The 19,661-nt window shown below is 71.5% G+C and carries 20 protein-coding genes and 2 pseudogenes; 10 read left to right on the plus strand and 12 right to left on the minus strand.

Annotated elements, in window-relative coordinates; genetic code table 11:
* Positions 1-6: 6 nt before the first annotated feature.
* The 5 genes from ACIA73_RS02495 to ACIA73_RS02515 all read right to left on the minus strand — a co-directional run bounded on the left by ACIA73_RS02495 (position 7) and on the right by ACIA73_RS02515 (position 5,342).
* Complete coding sequence (locus ACIA73_RS02495) at positions 7-1,059, minus strand: aldo/keto reductase (protein WP_399436374.1); 1,053 nt, start codon at positions 1,057-1,059, stop codon at positions 7-9.
* A gap of 146 nt (positions 1,060-1,205) precedes the next feature.
* Complete coding sequence (locus tag ACIA73_RS02500; protein WP_399436375.1) at positions 1,206-2,024, minus strand: 4'-phosphopantetheinyl transferase family protein; 819 nt, start codon at positions 2,022-2,024, stop codon at positions 1,206-1,208.
* Positions 2,025-2,196: 172 nt separating this feature from the next.
* Positions 2,197-3,645: a CoA transferase gene (locus tag ACIA73_RS02505; protein WP_399436376.1), complete on the minus strand. Its 1,449-nt coding sequence runs from the start codon at positions 3,643-3,645 to the stop codon at positions 2,197-2,199.
* Between the two features lie 62 nt (positions 3,646-3,707).
* On the minus strand, positions 3,708-4,349 hold the full coding sequence (locus ACIA73_RS02510; protein WP_399436377.1) for a DUF6609 family protein: 642 nt from the start codon (positions 4,347-4,349) through the stop codon (positions 3,708-3,710).
* Positions 4,350-4,514: 165 nt separating this feature from the next.
* Complete coding sequence (locus tag ACIA73_RS02515; protein ID WP_399436378.1) at positions 4,515-5,342, minus strand: alpha/beta hydrolase; 828 nt, start codon at positions 5,340-5,342, stop codon at positions 4,515-4,517.
* A gap of 106 nt (positions 5,343-5,448) precedes the next feature.
* Here ACIA73_RS02515 and ACIA73_RS02520 point away from each other — a divergent pair, with 106 nt between their 5' ends.
* Positions 5,449-6,105 carry a GrpB family protein gene (locus ACIA73_RS02520; protein WP_399436379.1) on the plus strand — a complete coding sequence of 219 codons (657 nt, stop codon included), beginning with the start codon at positions 5,449-5,451 and terminating at the stop codon, positions 6,103-6,105.
* Between the two features lie 52 nt (positions 6,106-6,157).
* Here ACIA73_RS02520 and ACIA73_RS02525 read toward each other — a convergent pair whose 3' ends face one another.
* Entirely contained in the window at positions 6,158-6,709 is a 552-nt protein-coding gene (locus ACIA73_RS02525) for a CGNR zinc finger domain-containing protein (protein ID WP_399436380.1), read from the minus strand.
* A 194-nt stretch (positions 6,710-6,903) separates the two neighbouring features.
* Here ACIA73_RS02525 and ACIA73_RS02530 point away from each other — a divergent pair, with 194 nt between their 5' ends.
* The gene (locus ACIA73_RS02530) at positions 6,904-8,262 is read left to right on the plus strand and encodes an MFS transporter (protein ID WP_399436750.1); all 1,359 of its coding nucleotides are present in this window, start codon (positions 6,904-6,906) and stop codon (positions 8,260-8,262) included.
* A 10-nt stretch (positions 8,263-8,272) separates the two neighbouring features.
* Here ACIA73_RS02530 and ACIA73_RS02535 read toward each other — a convergent pair whose 3' ends face one another.
* Complete coding sequence (locus tag ACIA73_RS02535; RefSeq protein ID WP_399436381.1) at positions 8,273-9,124, minus strand: DUF4344 domain-containing metallopeptidase; 852 nt, start codon at positions 9,122-9,124, stop codon at positions 8,273-8,275.
* Positions 9,125-9,369: 245 nt separating this feature from the next.
* Entirely contained in the window at positions 9,370-10,617 is a 1,248-nt protein-coding gene (locus ACIA73_RS02540) for a phospholipase D-like domain-containing protein (protein ID WP_399436382.1), read from the minus strand.
* A gap of 167 nt (positions 10,618-10,784) precedes the next feature.
* On the opposite strand from ACIA73_RS02540, the gene ACIA73_RS02545 reads away from it, so the two are divergent.
* The 4 genes from ACIA73_RS02545 (at position 10,785) to ACIA73_RS02560 (ending at position 13,894) form a co-directional block, all read left to right on the plus strand.
* Positions 10,785-11,252 carry a TIGR03618 family F420-dependent PPOX class oxidoreductase gene (locus ACIA73_RS02545; protein WP_399436383.1) on the plus strand — a complete coding sequence of 156 codons (468 nt, stop codon included), beginning with the start codon at positions 10,785-10,787 and terminating at the stop codon, positions 11,250-11,252.
* 124 nt (positions 11,253-11,376) lie between these two features.
* On the plus strand, positions 11,377-12,186 hold the full coding sequence (locus tag ACIA73_RS02550; RefSeq protein WP_399436384.1) for an alpha/beta fold hydrolase: 810 nt from the start codon (positions 11,377-11,379) through the stop codon (positions 12,184-12,186).
* A 167-nt stretch (positions 12,187-12,353) separates the two neighbouring features.
* Positions 12,354-13,541: a SpoIIE family protein phosphatase gene (locus ACIA73_RS02555; RefSeq protein ID WP_399436751.1), complete on the plus strand. Its 1,188-nt coding sequence runs from the start codon at positions 12,354-12,356 to the stop codon at positions 13,539-13,541.
* On the plus strand, positions 13,538-13,894 hold the full coding sequence (locus ACIA73_RS02560) for an STAS domain-containing protein (protein ID WP_399436385.1): 357 nt from the start codon (positions 13,538-13,540) through the stop codon (positions 13,892-13,894). The genes ACIA73_RS02555 and ACIA73_RS02560 overlap by 4 nt, the downstream gene beginning before the upstream one ends.
* Before the next feature lie 24 nt (positions 13,895-13,918).
* Here ACIA73_RS02560 and ACIA73_RS02565 read toward each other — a convergent pair.
* A pseudogene (locus ACIA73_RS02565) lies at positions 13,919-14,131 on the minus strand (oxidoreductase C-terminal domain-containing protein); the annotation flags it as partial.
* Positions 14,132-14,151: 20 nt separating this feature from the next.
* Between ACIA73_RS02565 and ACIA73_RS02570 the strand changes: the two are divergent.
* The 3 genes and pseudogenes from ACIA73_RS02570 (at position 14,152) to ACIA73_RS02580 (ending at position 15,047) form a co-directional block, all read left to right on the plus strand.
* The gene (locus tag ACIA73_RS02570; protein WP_399436386.1) at positions 14,152-14,364 is read left to right on the plus strand and encodes a hypothetical protein; all 213 of its coding nucleotides are present in this window, start codon (positions 14,152-14,154) and stop codon (positions 14,362-14,364) included.
* A pseudogene (locus ACIA73_RS02575) lies at positions 14,333-14,422 on the plus strand (ATP-binding cassette domain-containing protein); the annotation flags it as partial. The gene ACIA73_RS02570 and the pseudogene ACIA73_RS02575, both read left to right, overlap by 32 nt.
* A 364-nt stretch (positions 14,423-14,786) precedes the next feature.
* Positions 14,787-15,047: a hypothetical protein gene (locus tag ACIA73_RS02580; protein ID WP_399436387.1), complete on the plus strand. Its 261-nt coding sequence runs from the start codon at positions 14,787-14,789 to the stop codon at positions 15,045-15,047.
* Here ACIA73_RS02580 and ACIA73_RS02585 read toward each other — a convergent pair.
* Positions 15,044-15,493 (minus strand): Lrp/AsnC family transcriptional regulator, encoded by a 450-nt coding sequence (locus ACIA73_RS02585; protein ID WP_399436752.1) that lies wholly within the window; start codon positions 15,491-15,493, stop codon positions 15,044-15,046. The genes ACIA73_RS02580 and ACIA73_RS02585 overlap by 4 nt on opposite strands.
* 132 nt (positions 15,494-15,625) lie before the next feature.
* Between ACIA73_RS02585 and ACIA73_RS02590 the strand changes: the two genes are divergently transcribed.
* A complete protein-coding gene (locus ACIA73_RS02590) occupies positions 15,626-16,585 on the plus strand; it encodes an SMP-30/gluconolactonase/LRE family protein (RefSeq protein WP_399436388.1) in 960 nt (319 codons plus the stop codon).
* Positions 16,586-16,615: 30 nt separating this feature from the next.
* Here ACIA73_RS02590 and ACIA73_RS02595 read toward each other — a convergent pair whose 3' ends face one another.
* On the minus strand, positions 16,616-16,936 hold the full coding sequence (locus ACIA73_RS02595) for a hypothetical protein (protein WP_399436389.1): 321 nt from the start codon (positions 16,934-16,936) through the stop codon (positions 16,616-16,618).
* A gap of 184 nt (positions 16,937-17,120) precedes the next feature.
* A complete protein-coding gene (locus ACIA73_RS02600) occupies positions 17,121-19,571 on the minus strand; it encodes a penicillin acylase family protein (RefSeq protein WP_399436390.1) in 2,451 nt (816 codons plus the stop codon).
* Between the last annotated feature and the right edge of the window lie 90 nt (positions 19,572-19,661).

The raw sequence follows: 19,661 nt of genomic DNA on the forward strand, positions 1-19,661 counted from the left end.
CGTGTCTCAGGCCGCCGCCCGCTCCCCCTCCGGCCGGCGCCTCGCCGAGGTGTCGTCCAGCGCGGGGTGACGCCAGGCGCCGTCCGGGTGGTAGAGGTTGGTGCCGGGCGGGACGATCTCGTCGATGCGGTCGAGGGTGGCGTCGTCCAGGGTGAGGGTGGCGCCCTTGAGGAGGCTGTCGAGCTGGTCCTGGGTGCGGGGGCCGATGATGACCGAGGTGACGGCCGGGTGGGCGAGGGGGAAGGCCACCGCGAGTTCCGGCAGCGTACGGCCAAGGCTTTCGGCCAGGTCGGCGAGCTGCTCGGCGACGGCGAGCTTGACCTGGTTCTCGGGGAGGGCCGGGTCGAAGCGGTTCGGGTGGAGGCGGGCGCGGCCGGCGTCGAGGTCGACCGGGCGCGAGGCGCGGTACTTGCCGGAGAGGAAGCCCGAGGCGAGGGGGCTCCAGGTCATCACGCCCATGCCGTAACGGCGGGCGACCGGGAGGATGGTGGTCTCGATGCCGCGCGCGAGCAGGGAGTACGGCGGCTGTTCGGTGCGGAAGCGCGGGAGGGCAAGGCGTTCGGCGGTGTGGTGGGCCTCGACCAGGTCCTCCGCGGGGAAGGTGGAGCAGCCGAAGGCGAGGATCTTGCCCTGGCGGCGGAGGTCGTCCAGTGCGCCGAGGGTTTCCTCGATGTCGGTGGTGTGGTCGGATCGGTGCACCTGGTAGAGGTCGATCCGGTCGGTGTCGAGGCGGCGCAGGCTGTCCTCGACGGCGCGCATGATCCAACGGCGTGAATTGCCGCCCCGGTTGCGGCCGTTGCCCATCGGGAAGTGGAACTTGGTGGCCAGTACGACGTCGTCGCGGCGGGCTCCCCCGAGTGCCTTGCCGACGATGGTCTCGGACTCGCCGGCCGAGTACATGTCGGCGGTGTCCACGAAGTTGATGCCCGCGTCGAGGGCGCGGTGGACGGTGCGTACGCAGTCGTCGTGGTCGGGGTTGCCGACGGCCCCGAACATCATGGTGCCGAGGCAGTAGGTACTGACTTCGATTCCGGTGCCGCCGAGGGTGCGGTAGCGCATGGTGAGGTCCCTTGGGTGCGGGGGCGATGGGGTGCCGATGGGCGCCGTGGGCGCTGGTGTTCGCACTCTAGGAGTTGGAGAAGACTCAAGGTCAAGTCCGGACGTGCTGACGGGAGATGTGCTGCGTGCCGCGTCGGGCCGCCGGGTTACGAGGCGACCGCGACCGCCGCCGAGTACCCCTCCCCCACCTCGACGTCCGTCAGCCGCCAGCCCGGGATCTCTCCCGGCCGGGTGCCCGCCCCCACATAAGTCCCGTCGAGCGGTACGGCGAGGCCGGTGCCCGTCCCCTTGAGGTACGCCTCCTTGCGGCACCAGCAGCGGCCGAACGCGGCCAGCCTCGCCGTGTCGTCCGCGTGCAGGGCGGCGAGTTCGGCGCGTTCACGGGGGTGCAGGGCGGCGACGATCTCGTCCGCCTGGGATACGTCGGTGAGGAGTTCGGTATCGATGCCGACGGGTGTCGGGGCGAAGGCGAGGAGGACCAGGTCGCCGCTGTGGGAGAGGGAGAAGTGCAGGTCGGCACCGGGGACGCAGGGGCGGCCGTGGGGTTTGCGGGACGGGGCGGACTCGTGGGACCCGCCGGATTCTCGGGATTCGGCGGGTTCCGGGCAGAGCGGGCAGGGTTCGCGTCCCAGGACGACGTCGGCCGGAGGGTGGCCGAGGTACGCGCCGAGCAGGTGGCGGAGGGCGATGTGGGCGGCGGCGTAACGCTCGCGGTCGATGGGTTTGCGGAAGACGGCGTGGCGTTCGCGTTCGGTGGCGTCCAGGAGGCCGAGACTGCCGTCGGGCATGCCGGCGACGTACTCGGAGATCCTCAACTGCCAGATGTCGGCGCCGGCTTCGGGGAGGGCGAGGCTGCCCCCGAAGGGCCCGGGGCGCAGTGTGCGCGGCGCGAAGGAAGCCGTACGTCCGGCCTCGGGTCCCGCCCCCTGCCGCACGGGCCGGGCTCGCGGAGGTACGGACGGCATTTCGGAGCCTCTCGGTCGGGGCGGGTCGGGTCGGGTGGACCGGGTCGATCGGTGGGTACGCGCAGTCCGGACGGCACCTTCCGGACATCCCGGGCAACACCTTCCGGACATACAGGCCGGGCGGACACTTTAGCCCGCCCCCCGAGCCGACCCGGCGAACGCATGCCGGCACTCACAGCCAGACCGGCCGATCCGATCCCCAACTGCGCACACTGCGGCTCCAGTTGCCGGGCGAGCCGTGGTGGCTGACAGGCGGGAGGGCGTGATCGAGCTTGCCGTACGGGGACTCGGAGGTCGCCATCCAGCGCTGGGGGTCGCATGCGGGGCCGCCCGGGGCAGCGGGTTCCGCCCGCACCCCGTGCATCAGCCAGCACGCCGTACCGGCCAGTGAGAACCTCAAGTGACGTCCACACCCGTCCTCCTGACGCTCCGTCAGTGACCGCAGCACACCACCCGCGACGAGGTATCCCGTGCCGTGGTCCAGCGCCTGCGCGGGCAGCGCCCCCGGCCGCCCCTCCGGCGACCCGTCCGGTGCCCTGTCCCCCTCGATGGCCGCGATGCCCGTTCCCACCTGTACGAGGCTGTCGAAGCCGCGTCGTCCCGCCCAGGGCCCGGGGCCCCAGCCCCAGGCGCACAGCTGGGCGACGATCAGCCCGGGGCGGCGTTCCAGCAGTGCTTCGGGGGCCAGACCGAGGCGGTCCAGGGCGCCGGGGCGGTACCCGGACAGGACCACATCGGCGGAGGCCAGCAATTCCTCGAAGGTCTCCCGGTCCTCGCCCGCACCGAGGTCCAGCAGCGTCGAACGCTTCCCCATGCCGGTGTCGGTGTGGGTATCGGCGTCCTCGCGCAGCCGAGGCGAGTCGACCCGCAGCACATCGGCGCCGAGCAGCGCGAGGGTGCGCCCGGCCACCGGGCCCGCGAGTACGCGGGTCAGGTCCAGCACCCGTACCCCTGCCGCCGGAAGCGAGGCGTCCGGCAGCCGCCGCGCTCCGGCGACCGGGTCGGTCCGGGTCTCGACCAGCGGCAACGGCGTTACGGCGCCGGGCCCCTGGAACACCGACCCGGATGCCGACGCGACCGCCAGCCCGCCCGCCCCGTACACCGCTTCCTGCACCTCGTGCGCCGTACGAGTCGCCAGCTCGGCCGCCAGTGCCTCTGCCGACGCGTGGTCGTCGCGTGTTCCGTCGTCAGGGAGCCCGAGGGCGGCGAGCAGGCGGGCCCGGTGGTGCGGGTAGTTGGCGTGGGTCCGCACCCAGCTGTCGGAGGTACGCCAGAACCCGGACAGCGGGGCGAAGTTGGTCGGGGCGCGGCCGTCGATCCTCAGGTGCCGTTCGCTGTGGAAGGCGGTGGCGACAGCCCCTTCCGACACCCGTACTCCGGGTACGTCCGCACCCGTCGCCCCGCGCACCGCCGTGAGCTCGGCGGCGGCCAGCGAGCACGCCCCCACCGTCGCCCGGGCCATTTCCCGCACCGGCAGCCGGGCCGGCAGCACCTCTCCGGCATCCCGCTCGTACGACACCTTCGCCACGAGATCGGCCCGGCCACCGAGTGCCGACCAGGCGTGCGCGGTCGCCGCGTCCCCGTAACCGCCGTCGCCGCCCTCACCCTCACTGTTCGCCATGGGAACAGCATGCAGCACGAGGGCGGCGCCCAACCGGCGGTGTGACGCAGGTATCGCGGGCGTCAGCCGAACGTCACCGCCGGGTAGGCCAGCAGCATCCAGGCACCGAAGCCTAGTTTCAGCAGGGCGTCGGTGACGCCCAGGGCGCGGACCGGGAGGCTCTTGGCCACGTACAGGCCGATCAGGGCGTTGGCGGAGGTGGCGAGGCCGAGGATGGTCATCAGCGGGCCGTGGGCGAGGCCCATGGTCAGGAAGTGCAGGCCGACCACGAACAGGATGGTCAGGATGAGGGTGCGCTCGTCCGGCTGCTGCTTCAGGTCCTGCTGCGTCGACTGCTTCTCCGGCTCCAGCCCCTGCTGCTTCTCCGGTTCCAGCCCCTGCTGCTTCTGGTAGCGGCTGATGACGAGGTAGATCAGGCCCATTTCGAGGACGAAGGAGCCGACCAGGCCCGCGATCTGCACGAAGGAGGGGCTGCCGAGGGAGGGGAGCAGGGCGCTCAGGCCGCTCGCGATGAATCCGGCCACGCCGCCGCCGATGGCGAACGGGATCCACCGGCTCTGGAAGATCCAGCCGAGCAGGAACCCCAGACCCACGCAGAGCAGGAAGAGGCCGCCGCCGCGGATCAGCGGGTACGGGTGGGGCAGGTCGTTCGCGGTGGTGGCCGCGAGGGGGACGAGGGCGGCGAGGTGCGGGGAGGCAATCATCGCCGGCGCCCGGCGGGCAGCGAGGGAAGGGAGGGCGGGAGTGCCGCGTGAGCGGGGTGAGCTGGGGGAACTGCGGGCGCCACTATGGGGGTCGTGTGCTTCATGCGGTCAACTTAACCTCCCGGGAGGGGAGATACGACGGGGTATGCCTGCCACCCACGGCACTCACGCTCCTGGCGCCCCTCCCTCCCCGAGCAGCGCGTCGAAGAACTCCTCGCGGGCGGCGGCGTCCGTCGCGAACCGCAGGCTCATCCGGTGGTCGGCCGTCGGGAACACCAGCCGGGTGTAGTGCGCGTCCGAGGCGGTGAACGCCTCGTCGACCGCTTCGGTGACGGCCGGGGGGATCACGGCGTCGACGGCGGGAGTGGCGAGTACGGCGCGGACGGTGGCCGCAAGCGCCCGGAAGACGTCCAGGGCAGGCGACTTGGTCCAGTTGTCCGGCGTACGGATGATCTCGGTGAAGCCCTCGCCGAACCGCACCGGCCACGCCTCGGCCGAATACACCGCCGGTGCGCCGAGTCCGATCGCGGCGACCCGTGGACCGAAGTGCGCGGCCAGGTCGGCGACGGTCTGGCCGCTCATGCTGAAGCCGATGAGGAGGAGGCGGGAACCGGTGCGGGCGTGCCGGTCGACGAGAGTGCGGGCCTGGTCGAAACGGCGTTGCAGGCTGAGTTCGCGGAGGCGGCCGGTGCTGGCGCCGTGGCCGGAGAAGTCGAGGGCGAGGGCGTGGTGGCCACGGGCGGCGAGGTGGGTGGCGAGGAGGGTGGGGCTCTGTTTGTCGCCGTTGCCGGCGCCGTGGAGGAGGACGGCGGTGAGGGGTGGGAGTGAGCTGGGCGGGCTCCCGCCGGGGAGGGCTTCGGCGCAGCTGAGGGACTCGCCGTCGCAGGCGAGGGTGAAGTGCCGCACGGGGAGGGGTTGTTGGGCGGTGGCACGGTCCTGGCCGGCCGCATCCGCCGTACCGGCCCCACTCCTCGTACCCACGGTGTCGCTCATACGCTCCCAGCCCTCCCAGGTGTGACGGCCCTCCCAGGTGTGACGGCGCGCAGGCCCGCACGATATCCCGGCCAGGATGTGGACACAGGCTCCTAGACTCGGCCTGATGATCAAACCCCCGCAATCCGGCACCTCCACCACGGCCCCCGTCCTCGTCGCCCCCTCCGCCGCCTGGCAGGCCCAGGGGCTCGCGCTCACCGCCGAACTCCGCACCGCGCTCGCCCCCACGGCGGTGCACGTCGAGCACATCGGCAGCACCGCCGTCCCCGGCATGGCGGCCAAGCCCGTCTTCGACCTCCAGATCGGTGTAGCGGACCTGGAGGCGGCCGAGCAGGCCTTCGCCGGGCCCCTCGCCGACCTGGGCTTCCAGCTCTCCCGCCACCGGCACGACCACGTACCCGCCGGCCGCGACGACGACCCCCAGCAGTGGACCAAGCGCCTGTGGACACGCCGCCACGAGCCCGCCACCCAGCCGCCCACCCGGGACTCCGGCTCCGCTCCCGCCTCCGTCCGCACCGTCGGCATCAATCTCCACGTACGCCGCCTGGGCTCGCCCAACGAACGCCTCGCCCTCCTCTTCCGCGACTGGTTCCGCGCCCACCCCGAGGCGGTCCCCGCCTACGCCCGCTTCAAGCAGCTCCTCGCCGACGCCGTCGACGACACCGGGACGTATGCCGACGTGAAGGACCCGGTCGTCGATCTCGTCATCACGGTCGCGGAACCGTGGGCGAGCGCCACGGGCTGGTCGCCGTACGGGAGCTGAGCGGCCCGGCCGGGGTTGGGACACAGGCTCTGAACGTCCCCGGGTCGCCGCGCTAGCCGTCCGTGGTCGCGCGCTTCGCCGCGTACCGGCGTGCCTTGGTGCGGTTGCCGCACACACGCATCGAGCACCAGCGGCGGCTGCGGTTCTTGGAGGTGTCCCAGAAGACCCAGGCGCAGGCGTGCTCGGCGCAGCGCTTGAGGCGGGCGATGTCGCCGGTGGTGCCGATCTCCGTCCAGGCGATGGCGAGGGTGGCCAACGCGTGGCGGGCCGGGGGGAGTTCGGGCGAGGGTGCGAGGGCGGTACGGGCGTCCGGGGTCACGGTGACGAGCAGCGGGAGCTCGGTCAGGGCCTGGGCGGCGGCGGCCATCAGGGACGGGTCGGGGGTGTCCGCGTGCAGTCCCAGGGCCTCGCGGATGCCGCCGCGCAGACGGAGGGCGAGGTCGTGGTCGGCGGGGGTGATCCGGGTGGCGGGCGGGAGCAGGTCCTGCTCGGCCAGCCAGGCCGTGAGGCGGGCGGGGGTGTCAAGGTCCTCGGTGCCGAGTTCGACGTCCACGGTGTTGGCGAACGCCTCGATCAGCCGGGCCGGGGGCGGGGCTTCGATCATGTGGCGCCTCCGATCGGCGAGTTGAGGGTCCGGCGGGGGTGACCGGCCGCCGAGGAATGTCCCGCGGCGACCCACCCCACTCTAACCGGCTAAAGCGTTGACCGGTGTCCGTCGACTCTGGCAGTCTGCTCCTCGACAGAGATAACCAGTAAAGCTGTTAGCCGGTTAGGGGAGATGTCGTGAGTACGTCGGAGATGCTGAGCAACGGCAACAGAGCACTGGAGGCCGCGCCGTTACCGGCCCCCGACCCCCGAGGCACCCGCAACACCCTCGTCCTCCTCGCCCTCAGCGCCACCACCAACCTCGCGGACGGCATCGCCAAGATCGCCCTCCCCTTGCTGGCCACTGGCCTCACCACCTCCCCCGGCCTGATCTCCCTGGTCGCCCTCACCCTCACGCTCCCCTGGCTGCTCCTCGCGCTGCCCGTCGGCGTCCTCGTCGACCGCGCCGACCGCCGACGGCTCCTCTGGCTGGCCAACGGGATCCGGCTGCTGGCGATCGGCTGGCTGATGCAGTCGGTACTCACCGACACCCTCGGGCTCCCCACCCTCGTCGTCGCGGGAGCGGCGCTCGGCATCGCCGAGGTGGTCGCCCAGACCTCGGAGAGCGCACTGATCCCCGCCCTCGTCCCCCGCGCGGGACGCGAACGCGCCAACGCCTGGATCACCGGCGTCGAAACCGCCGCGAACGAGTTCTGCGGCCCGATGATCGGCGGCCTGCTCCTCGCCACCGGCACCGCGCTCGCCCTGGGCGCGACCTGGGTCGCGTACCTCTCCGCCTGCCTGCTCCTGCTCCTGCTCACCGGCCGCTTCCGCGCCAACCGGAAGGGGCACGCTCACGAAGAGGCGCACGGAGCAGCGCACGGAGAAGGTCACGGAGCAGCGCGCGGAGAAGCTCACGGAGAAGGTCACGAAGAAGGTCACGGAGCAGCGGTCAACTCCCCCGCCCTGTTGGGCCAGTTCACCGAGGGCCTGCGCCTCCTCTGGAAGCACCGGCTGCTGCGCACCATGGCGCTCATCCTGACCGTGCTGTGCGCGAGCTGGGGTGCCTGGCTCGCACTCATGCCGCTGGTCGCGAAGGAGCTGCTGGCGCTCTCGCCGCAGGAGTACGGAGTCGTGCTGAGCGCCCTCGGGGTGGGCGGTCTCGCCGGCGCACTGACCGTCACCCGGGTGAACCGGCTGCTCGGCCGCCGCTGGGCGATGTTCGCCGACCTCGTCGGCACCCTGGCGATGATGGCGGTGCCCGCGCTCACCACCCAGGTGTGGGCGGTCGCGACTGCCGCCTTCCTCGGCGGGATGGGCGGCACCCTGTGGACGGTCAACGCCCGGCTGATCTCGCAGAACATCGTGCCGGACGCCCTGATGGGCCGCTACAGCAGCGCCGCCCGGCTGCTCAGCTGGGGCGGCATGCCAGTCGGCGCGGCACTGATCGGGGTGCTCGCGGAATGGCTCGGTACCCGTACCGCGTTCCTGGTGTTCTCGGTGGCGGTGGCCGCCACCATCTGGCCGTTCCTCCGCAATGTGACGACCGCAGAACTGCGGAGGAGCGCGTGAGGCCGCACGGTCAGGTCTGCGGGGAGGGCGCGTGCGGCGGCGGAAGAGTGCCTGCGGCGCGGAGGGCGTCGGTCCAGCCGGTGCGCGCCGTCGCCCACTTCTCCTCGCACCCTGCCCCGTCCCCGCCCGGCACCAGCCCCCGGTGCCGGGCGGGGGCGGCGCCGTACACGTAGCAGCGCATGGCGGCGGCCCGTTCCCGGTCGGAGGCGTGTTCGTCGCCCGCCGCCTCCTCGTACAGCTCCGAGGACTTCTGCCAGGTCTCGGCCGCGTCGAGCAGGTGCCGCTCGCCGCTCTCACCCTTGCGCAGCAGCATCAGCGCGGCGAACCGGTCGGCGGCGTCCTCCTCGTTGCCGGGCAGATTCAGCCCGAGTGCGTCGATGAGGGCGTGGGCGGACTCGTGGTGCAGCGATTCCAGGAATACGGAGCGGAGGGCGCCGTCCGCCGGCCGGGGCGCGCCGCTCTCCCGGAAGAGCTCGCGGGTTTCCGAGAGCTCGTCGTAGCAGAGCTCGATCCGGCGGGCCTCCGGATCGTACGAAGGTCCCTCCCCGCCACAGGACCTGACCACGAGCGGTACCGGCTTCCGTTCCCCCCAGCGCACGAATCCGGCCAGCGCGTCGGCGGCCTCCTCCACGGTGCGTCCTTCGCGCAGGAACTCGGCGTCGCGCCGGTCGGCGGCGTTCGCCGGGGCCTCGTAACGGACCGAGAGCACCGGACGCGGGGCGGTCGTCTCCGCCGGATTCCCGCATCCGGGGAGGGGGAGGAGAGCGAGGACGAAGGCGGTCGCCGCCGAGGGTGCTCTTCCCGTGCGGCTGCGGAGGCCCTCGGCCCGTGCGCCGCTTTTTTCACTTTCGCCCGAAAACATGTGCCCATCTTTGCCGATCCGGGGCCGGCCCAGGGACGGCCCCGGGCCGGTCACGGACCTTTCCCGGGACGGCCCCGGACAGGCAGATGCCCCACGGCCGGGGGGTGGCGGTGGGGCATCCTGGGTGCCCGACAGGCTGGGGGGGGTGCCTGCCAAGCTCGGGTCAATGGTTCTTCTGCCCCACCTTCGGGCGGGCATTCACGCCCACTCGAAGAAATTTCGGCGGAAATTTCGGCAGAAGATCGTCAGCGGCAGACGGCCACGTTGTCCGAGGTCCCGGGCATCGCCGCCGCGCGGGTGTCGTTGAAGTTGGTCACGAAGGCCTGGTAGATCGACTCGTTGGTGATCCGGACCATGGACTCGTCGTTGTCGCGCAGGGCGGGGCCGCTCCAGTTGTGGCTGCCGGTGAGGACCAGCTTCTCGCGGGCGCCCGCGTACATGCCGTCGATCATGAGGTTCTTGGAGTGCACGATGCGGTTCGGGGTGGGCTTCGGGGTGTCCGCGTCGCCGTCGTCGTCGTGCTGGTAGCACCGGGCGGCGAGCCGGGTCTGGCCGTGCAGGGCGTTCCAGGTGCCGGTGTCGGTCTCGCTGTAGACCAGGTCGACGGTGCAGCCCGCCGCCGCGAGGGCGCGGAGCTTGTCGGCGACGCCCTGGCGGGTGATCTTCAGCATGGCGGCGCGGATGGCGGTGCGGTGGCTGCCGGCCGAGTCGCTCCACGTACAGGCGACGTTGTCGAGGGCGTTGATGACGGTGTCGCTGTCGTTGGCGGTGCCTGCGCGGGGGAAGAAGTAGACCTTGTACTCGCCCGCGTTGGCGTAGGTGTAGTCCCAGTTGGCGCGGTCCTGCTTGCCGAGCTTCACGAAGTAGTCGCTGTACGCCGTGTAGAGGGCGGCGTTGCCCGCGACGCCGACCGCGCTGTTCCAGTAGCGGGAGTAGTTGGACGGGGTGAGGTTGGAGGTCATCTGGAGGACGACCTGCTTGGCCGTACCGCCGCCCAGACTGCTGAAGAGCAGGAACTTGTTGTGGTTGATGCCCGCACCGGCGGGGCCTAGGCAGGAACTGCCCCTGGCGCACAGCTTCACGTAGGACGACTTGGTCATGTCCGTGCCGAGGGAGGTCTTCAGGGTGTCGTACGAGACGTCGGTGACGTTCTCGGTACTGACCGAGGTCTCGTCCAGGACGACCTGGACGTTGACGCCCCGGGCGGTGTGCGCGGCGGCCAACTCCTGGGCGAAGGTCCTGTCCCAGAAGTGGTAGAGCGCCATCCGGATCGTCGAGCCGTTGTCCGCGGCGGCGATCATCGCACGCGCCCGGTCGCGGATCGCGTTCTGCTGGGCGACGTCGCCGGTGGGGCGGTTGAAGACGGGCCCCATCGGCGGGACGGCCGCGTCCGCCGCCCCGGCCTGTGACACCGGGCCGAGAACGAGAGCGGAGGCGGTGACGGCGAGTGCGGTGGCGAAGGTGGCGAGGCGTCTGTGGAGGCGTATGCGCATCAGTTCTCCCTGAGGGCCGGTACGGCACCGTCCGAGGTGCCCTGACGCCCGGAGATCCTAGGGGTACGGCAACTCGCCCGTTGGGTCAGGTAGTTGAACCCACCCCGGAAACCGGTCATCCGGCCCTGATCCGGAATGCGGCGCGGCACCCGGAGGTTGCTGTGCTCATGACTCAAGGTCCGGCGCCTCGCGCCCTCTCCGATCAGGTGCTCTCCGACATGCTCGGCGGGCAGACCTTCGGCACCATGGCCACCACCAGGAGCAGCGGCCACCCGCATCTGACAACCATGCTCTACAGCTGGGACCCGGAGGCCCGGATCGTACGGTTCTCCACCACCGCGGACCGCATCAAGGTCAGGCACCTCCGGCGTGACCCACACCTCGCCCTGCATGTGCAGGGGGCCGACATCTGGTCGTTCGCCGTGGCCGAGGGAGAGGCAACGGTGTCCTCTGTCACGTCGGAGCCGGGTGACGCGGTCGGGCGGGAGCTGCTCGCCATGATCCCGGCGGCGTCGCGGCCGCAGGACGCAAAGGACGAGGACGCCTTCCTGAGCCGGCAGGTCGCCGAGCGGCGGGTGGTGATCCGGATGAAGGTGGACCGCCTGTACGGGACGGCCCTCGACATCGACGGCTGATCCCGTCCCTCCCCTCCCCGGCTTTCCCTGCTACCCCCGCCGCCTACCACCTGCGCCCCCTGCCTCGTACACAAAACCCATATCGGGATAGGTCACCCAGTGCCACTCTGCGAGGATGGGTCCCATGGACGTACACAGCAGGAACCGCGTCACGGTGTCGGGGCGCGCAGGAGCGCCGGTGCTCGTGCTGGCGCACGGCTTCGGGTGCGACCAGAACCTGTGGCGGCTGGTGGTGCCTACGCTGGAGCGCGACTTCCAAGTGGTGCTCTTCGACCACGTGGGCGCCGGGCGGTCCGATCTGTCGGCGTGGAGCCGGGAGCGGTACTCCAGCATGGACGGTTACGTCGACGACGTGCTGGAACTCTGCCGTGAGCTGGACCTGGGACCCGTGACGTTCGTGGGGCACTCGGTGAGCGCGATGATGGGGGTGCTGGCGGCGGCGAGGGAGCCCCGGCTCTTCTCTGGGCTGGTGCTGCTCGCGCCCTCGCCGTGCTTCGTCGACGATCCGGCCGAGGACTACCGGGGCGGGTTCACCGCCGAGGACATCGAGGAGCTCCTTGAGTCGCTGGACGCCAACTACCTCGGCTGGTCCGGGGCGATGGCCCCGGTCATCATGGGCAATCCCGAACGGCCGGAGCTGAGCGCGGAGTTGGAGGACAGCTTCTGCGCCACCGACCCGGAGATCGCGCGGGTCTTCGCCCGGGTCACCTTCCTGAGCGACAACCGCGCCGACCTGGCCGCGGTGACCGTGCCCACCCTGGTCGCCCAGTGCTCCAACGACGCGATCGCACCGCCCGAGGTGGGCGACTTCGTCCACGGCCAGATCAAGGGCAGCCGCCTGGTGACGCTGAACGCGACCGGGCACTGCCCACAGCTCAGCGCCCCCGAGGAGACGGCCGCAGCGATCGGCACTTTCGCGGGAACGCTCACCTAGTGCCGCATCACGACGAGGCCGGCAAGGAGGGCGGGCCCGGAACCGGCTTCCCGCCGGGGACCGGCTCCTGCCCCGGTGCCGAGGTCGTCTCCGCCTCCGGCCCCGACTCCGGCAAGCCCCCGGCACCCGAGCCCCCCGGGACCGACGGGCGCCCCAACGACGCCCAGATCTTCTCCGCCCTCCTGGAGGACAGCGCGGAGGACCTGTACGAGAACGCCCCCTGCGGCTATCTCTCCACCCTCCTCGACGGCACCATCGCCAAGATCAACCAAACCCTGCTCAACTGGCTGGGGTACGCCAGGGACGACCTGGTGGGACGTAGGCGCTTCTCCGAACTCCTCACCGTGGGCGGCCGGTTGTACCACGAGACGCACTTCGCGCCGCTGCTGCGCATGCAGGGCGAGATCAACGGCATCGCGCTGGAGATGAAGGCGACCGACGGCACCCGGCTACCGGTCCTGGTGACCTCGACGGTGAAGACCGGCATCGACGGGCAGCCCATACTGATCCGCACCACCGTCTTCGACGCCCGCGACCGACGCGCGTACGAGAGTGAACTGCTGCGCGCCCGCAAGGAGTCCGAGCGCGAACGCGAACGGCTCCAGCAACTGGTCGCCACCCTCCAGGCCAGTCTGCTGCCGCCCGCCCTGGCGAGCGTGCCGGGACTCCGGGTCGACGCGCACTACCACCCCGCCTCCGCCGACGAACTGGGCGGCGACTTCTACGACTTGTTCCCTCTCGGCGACGGCTCCTGGGGAATGTTCCTGGGCGATGTGTGCGGCAAGGGCGCCACCGCCGCGGCCGTCACCTCACTGACCCGCTACACCCTGCGCGCCGCCGCGGTCTACGACCCGGACCCGGCCGCCGTCCTGAACAACCTCAACACCGTGCTGCACCACGAGTACGGCGGCCGCGACCCCAGGTTCTGCACCGTAATCTTCGGGCTGCTCACCCCGGACGAGGGCGCTTTCCGGATCACCCTGGCCAGCGGCGGGCATCCACCGGCCCTGCTGATGCGCGCGGACGGCACCGCCGCCTTTCTGCCCACCCCCGGCGGCCAGTTGATCGGCGTACTGCCCGACGCGCACATCGCCACCACCACGTTCCGACTGGGCCCCGGAGACACCTTGATGCTGCACACCGACGGCCTCACCGAGGCACACACGGAGCCGGCCGGCGAGCGTTACGGCGACGAGGCCCTGCTGGCCTTCGGCCACGCCCTGGCACCCACCACGGCCGAGCAGTCCATCGCCTCGGTACGGGAGCTGCTCCAGGCACTCGGCCGCGGGGTGGACGACGACACCGCCGTCCTGGCCGTGAGCGTGCCTGGTCCCGACCCCGAAGAGCAGCCGTGATCCCACTGAAGGCCACCACCCGCAGCACCTCCGCCGGGCCCGTCCTCGAACTCAGCGGACCACTCGACCACTACAGCGCACCCCAGGTCCGCGCCCTGCTCCCGGGGGTGTCCGTCGCGCCCGGCCAACAGCTTGTCGTGGACCTGGCCGGACTGACCTTCTGCGACTCCAGCGGGATCACGGTCCTGATCGCGGCCCGCAACCACGCCCTCGCCGCCGACGCCACGATCGCCCTGGCCGCCGTACCGCCGAACGTCAGCCGGACCTTCGGCATCGTGGGGCTGGACCAGGTGTTCCCGGTGCATCCGTCCGCGGAGGCGGCGGCGGCCGCGTGGCAGCCACCGGCCGGCTGACCCGGGGCGTTCTGGCCCCGGGCGTCACCGTGCCTCCCGCGTGGCCCGCCTCCCTGCCCCGTACTCCTGGAGGGAGAACCCTTCCAGCGACGCCTCTTCCGGGGTCATCTCCGCCCGCTCCGTGAGGAGTTGACGTGCCGCGAGGTGGTCCCCCGGCCGGTTGACCGACTCCACCGCGAGCAGGGTGCTCCCGCCGAAGAGGAGGACGGAGAAGGCGTCGGGGTCGCTGCCGAGGACAACCTCGGTGTCGTGGTCCTATGAGCCTGTCCCTGCTCTCCGCCGTGTTGATCGTCTCCCAGGCGGCCCTGCCGACGGACGTCCTCGCGGACGGTTTCGCCGGGCGGGGCCGACGGGTCGCCCCACTGGTCGCGCTGGGTGGCGCCATGGCACTGCGGGCGCTGCCGACCTGGGTGCGCGGGCTGCCGGCCCAGCCAGCCCGTGCTCCGTCACCTCACCCTGCACCCCGGTGAATGCGTCGCCCTCGTCGGGCCGAGCGGTGCCGGCAAGTCCACCTTGCTGTCCCTGCTCCTCGGCTTCGTCGCCCCGGCCTCGGGCCGGATCACCGTCGGCGGGACCGACCTCGCGGTGCTCGCCCTGGTCTCCTTCGACGCGCGCTCCGTACTGCTTACCGCCGCCCGCCGGCTGGCCGAAGTACGGGCGTCCGCACGGCGGTTGGCGGATGTGCTCGACACTCTGCCGCCGGTCACCGACCCGCCCCGGCCGGCCCCGCTGCCCTTCGACGTGCCGCTCGGCGTGCGGATCGCCGGTCTGCGGGTACGGCACCACCCCGACGGCCCTGCGGTGCTGGACGGGGTGAGCCTGCACCTGCCGCCCGGTCCGCGCCAACCTGCTGTCGGCCCGCGCGCTGCTCGCCGACCCGCCGGTCCTGGTAATGGACGAACCCTCCGAGGGCCTCGACCCCGCCACCGCCACCGCCGTCCTGACCGACCTCCTCGACGCCACCCGGGGCCGCACCACGCTCCTGGTCACCCACGACCGGACGTGCCTCGCGGCCGCCGACCGGGTGGTGACGCTCGACCGGGGACGGATCCGCCCGGTCACGGAGGACGAGATCGCCATCCCGTCGGCACCGGCCCTCGGGGCGGCACCGCCCCGCCGGCAGACACCACCCCTCCCGCAGGCACCGCGCTAACCGGCCGCCGGCCCCGGCGACACCTGTCGTTCGAAGAAGGTCTCCAGGACCACCGTCACCTGTGTGCCGCTGACGCCGTCGATGGCGTGGATCCGGCGCAGTACGTCCTGGAGCTGCTCGGTGGTGGAGGTCCTTGCCTTGAGCATCACCGAGGCGCTGCCCGCGATGATGTGCGCCTCCAAAACCTCGGGGAGCGCGGCGAACGCCGCCGCCGAGTCGCCCATCCAGGAGGTCGAGTCGACCATGACGTAGGCCAGCACTCCGGCGCCCACCGCCGCCGGGTCCACCTCGACGGTGGTGCGGCGGATGGCGCCCCGGTCGCGGAGTTTGCGCACGCGCTCGTGGGCGGCACCGGCCGAGAGGCCGACGGCCCTGCCCAGGGCGGCGTAGGACTGGGTGGCGTCCTGCTGGAGTTGGGCCAGAAGTGCCCGGTCGAGATCGTCCACGGTCATCCATTCGGTTTGATCTTGCGCTCACCATATTCCATACAGCAGTATCTGGATACGGCCGAAGCTTATTCGGCATCGCGCGGAACTTGACCTTGACCTTGACCTTGACCTTGGATGGGGTGAGCCAGCATGACCAGTGAGCGCCCGGGGCTGTACGAGATGCTCGACGACCGGTTCCGTACCGGCCGGTGCATGAACGGTGACGACGGCCTTGAGGTCCTGTACACCGGCTGCCGCTGGGCCGAGGGGCCCGTCTATCTGCCCGCCTGGCGGCAGTTGATCTGGAGCGACATCCCCAACGACCGGATGCTGCGCTGGGACGAGGAGACCGGCACCGTCAGCGTCTTCCGCCGCGACGCCGGGCACACCAATGGCAACACCCTCGACCGGCAGGGCCGGCTGATCACCTGCGAGCAGGGCAACCGCCGGGTGACCCGTACCGAACACGACGGCACCCTCACCGTGCTGGCCGACCACTGGCAGGGCAAGCGGCTGAACAGCCCCAACGACGCGGCGGTGAAGTCGGACGGCGCCATCTACTTCTCCGACCCGGACTTCGGCATCACCAGCGACTACGAGGGCTACCGGGCCGAGAGCGAGATCGGCGCCAACAACGTCTACCGGATCGACCCCGACAGCGGCGAGGTGCGACTGGTCGCGGACTGCTTCCGGACGCCGAACGGGCTGGTCTTCTCGGCCGACGAGCAGCAGCTGTTCGTCTCCGACACCCGGGCGGGCTTCATCCGGGTCTTCGACGTGCGCGAGGACGGCTCGCTGTCGGACGGCAAGATCTTCGCCGAGGCGGCGGCCCGCGAGGGCGCCCGCTTCGACAATCTGCGCTTCGACGACGGCGGGCGCCTCTGGGCGGCCGCGATGAACGACGGAGTGCACTGCTACGACCCGGACGGCACCCTGATCGGGCGGCTCAACGTCCCCGAGGCGGTCGCCAACATCTCCTGGGGCGGGGCCAAGCGGAACCGGCTCTTCATCACCGCCGAGACCAGCCTCTACTCGGTGGTCATGGGCGTCACCGGGCTGCACCCGTCGGGGCCTGGGCGTCAGCCGTGGCGGGACTCGGCGGCACGCTGATCAGGGGGGCCGTCCCAGCCCCTCCCCGCCTCACTCCTCCGTATCGATCCCGGACAGCGCCGCAGGCCCCATCGGTGCGCTGTCCTCCGTCAGCCCGACCGCCCGCAATGCCCGGGTGGCGATGCTGCGGGCCTCCGCCTCGGCCTCCTTGGTGGTGGCCGCGTGCACTTCGAGGCGGATGACGAAGGTGGAGTTCTCCTCGTCGACGGTGAGCCGGTCGAGGTCCTCGGTCTCGCCGAGGTGGGTGTGGCGGGGGTCGGCGGGGCTCAGTTCGCGCAGGAGTTGCTCGTGCGCGGCCGGGCTGAGCTTGTCGAGCAGGGTGCCGGGGAGGGTCACGACGTAGGTGGTCATCCTCGCAACGTACCCGGGCAGCGCGGGAGGAATCACCGGAAACGCAGCGCGCCCCGAACCCTCGTCGTCGGAGGGCCGGGGCGCGCGGTGCGGGTCAGCCGCGCAGATCCATCGCCGCAGCTCTTTCACCGCAGCTCCGTCACCGCACCTCTGGCGTCACCGCAGCTCCGTCACCGCAGCTCCGTCACCGCAGCTCCGTCACCGTGAGCTTCGGGTCGGCGGCGATCTCCGCCGGGGTGAAGCGCTCGGTCACCCACTGCCGGCGGGAGAAGAGGCGGGTCTGGTCGGTGTAGTGGGGCGAGGTGGGGTTGGAGGACTGGCCGTAGGTGAGCAGGGTCTGGGTGCGGGGCCCTGTGGGGGTGAGTTCGGTGGCCATCAGGAAGCTGCTGCCGAAGGCGCCGCCGGGCGGGGTGCCGGTACCCGATTCGGGGCTCGCCTCAAGGACGTTGAAGCAGCCCTTGTTGCCGTTGCAGCCGGGGAGCGGAACGCCCGCCCATTTCTGGGTGGCGCCCAGCTCGACGTCGACCGGCACCTCGCGGGCGGCGAAGTCCTGCACCGTGTCGGCGAAGGCGCGCCGGACGCGGGGGTCGTCGCCCTTGATGCCGCGCGGGGTGGTCAGCGGCTGGGCGGGGTCGTAGGGGACGCGGTTCCAGTCACCGGGCGGGCCGGTCCGCACCAGGTGGTCGTAGAAGGTGGTCCACAGGGCGGCGCCCCGGCTGTCGCTGTCGGCGCGCCTGTCCCAGTCGGCAAGCGTGGCGCAGGCCTTGGTGACGTCGATCTGCTTGCCGTCGGTGGTGGTCGGCCGGGGGTGGGCGCGGCACATGCCGACCACGTCGTCGCGTCCGGTCTCGGCGGACAGCACCCGGTTGCCTAGCATGGAGGCGCTCAGGGTGGCCCCGTTGAAGCCCGGTGCGCCGAGTCCGTCGGTGCCCGCCAGACGTTCGGCGATCATGCGCAGGCCCAGCTGGGGGCGCTGGCTGATGCGGGAGCCCGTGTCGTAGGTGCCGGGGAAGCCGGTGAGGGGGGCTGCCGGGTTGGTGTAGCGCGGGCCGTTGTTGGAGTTGGCGACGTAGTCGGTGCGGTTCAGTTGGGGCTGTCGGGCGGGGCCCACGATGCCCGGGACGAGCGCGTCCGGGTCGTTGCTCCAGTCGCAGGCGGTCGTGGAGCCGTCCAGTGCCTCGGGGCCCTCCTCGCCGCCCTGCACCACGCACTTCTTGAGCTGGGCGTCGGTGAGGTTGGCGGTGACCGAGGAGTCGGTGAAGTAGGTGGCGCCGGTGGTATCGGCGGCGAGGGTGTAGGTCCAGGGGTTGCCCTGGTAGGTGGTCTGGGCGGTGCGCAGTTCGCCGAGGTCACGGGCCTTGCCGGTGGCCAGCCAGGCGTTCATGGAGCGCAGGTTGTCGGCGTTGGCGTCGCGGAAGGCGTACGCGGTCCTCGCCGTCCAGCCGTTGGCCAGGACCGGTCCGAAGCGCGAGGTGTACAGGGTGCGCCGGACGGTGGACAGCTTGCCGTCCTCGCCCCGGACGGTGACCGGGACCGTGCTGCGCTTCATCTTCACGGTGCGGCCGTCGACGAGATAGCTCGTCGGGTCGCCCGGGGCGAGCTTGAGTGCGTAGAAGGAGGCGTGCTGCCCGTTGCTGGCGGTGTGCGTCCAGGCGAGGGTGCGGTTGTGGCCGATGAGGACGAGCGGTGTGCCGTACAGGCTGCCGCCGGACACGTCGAGGGTGCCGGGGATCGTCAACTGCACTTGGTAGAAGCGGAAGTTGCCTGCGGTCCAGGGGAGGTGCGGGTTGCCGAGGACCATCGCGTTGCCGCTGCGGGTGGCGTCGCGGCCGAGCGCCCAGCCGTTGCTGCCGAAGTCGGAGGCGGAGGCGGCAGAGGGGGAGGCGGCGGAGGAGGGTTGGCCCCCACGAGGCCTCGGGCTCCCCGGCGCCTCGCCGCCACCCGCCGTCGGGGGCTTCGCGTCACCGATGTCCGGTGCCAGGGGGGTGGTGCCGGTGGCGCCGTTGACGTCGTACACCAGGTTCCACAGGTCGAGTGCGGTGATCGGCCGGGCCCATGGTTTGCCCTGGCAGCGCGGGTCCGGGAGCTTGGCGGTGCCGGTGTCCCGCAAGTAGCGGTTGTATCCGGCGGCGTACCCCTCGACCATCCTGCGCAGCTCGGCCGTCGGTCCGAGCGGTGCCTTGCGGGCGAGCAGCTTCTGTACGGTGCCCGCGCGCTGACGGCCCTGGTAGTACGTGTCGCTGGCCAGGTTGGGCGCGCCCTCACCGGTCTTCCCGTCGGGGCCGAAGAAGCGCGAGCGGTCGCCTCGCACGGTGACCACCATGTCGGCGAGTTCACATATGTTGTCCTGCGCGAACGCGTAGCCGTACCCGTAGCCGAGCCCGTCGAAGTTGCGTGCCGAAATGTGCGGGATGCCGTATTCGGTCCTGCTGATACGTGCCGTACGCCCGCCGCCGTCCAGCGCCTGGACCACTGGCCCGGCCGCCGTCCCGCCGTCCGTCCCGGTGGCTGCGGACGAGGCGGTGGGGAGCAGGGACACGGTGGCTGAGGTGACGCAGAGCGCGGCGGTGAGAGCCGTCAACTTGCCGGACTGGGACCACTTCTGACGTTTCGTCAGCCTTCTTGATTCACCCATGGCCCCCACCCTCCAGTTAGGGCCGCCGGGCAGCATCAGGCTCCCGGTGGAGATTCCGGACGGGGCATCAGACCGGGGACGTAATCCCGG

Source organism: Streptomyces sp. NPDC051561 (assembly GCF_044454195.1).
Lineage (GTDB): Bacteria > Actinomycetota > Actinomycetes > Streptomycetales > Streptomycetaceae > Streptomyces.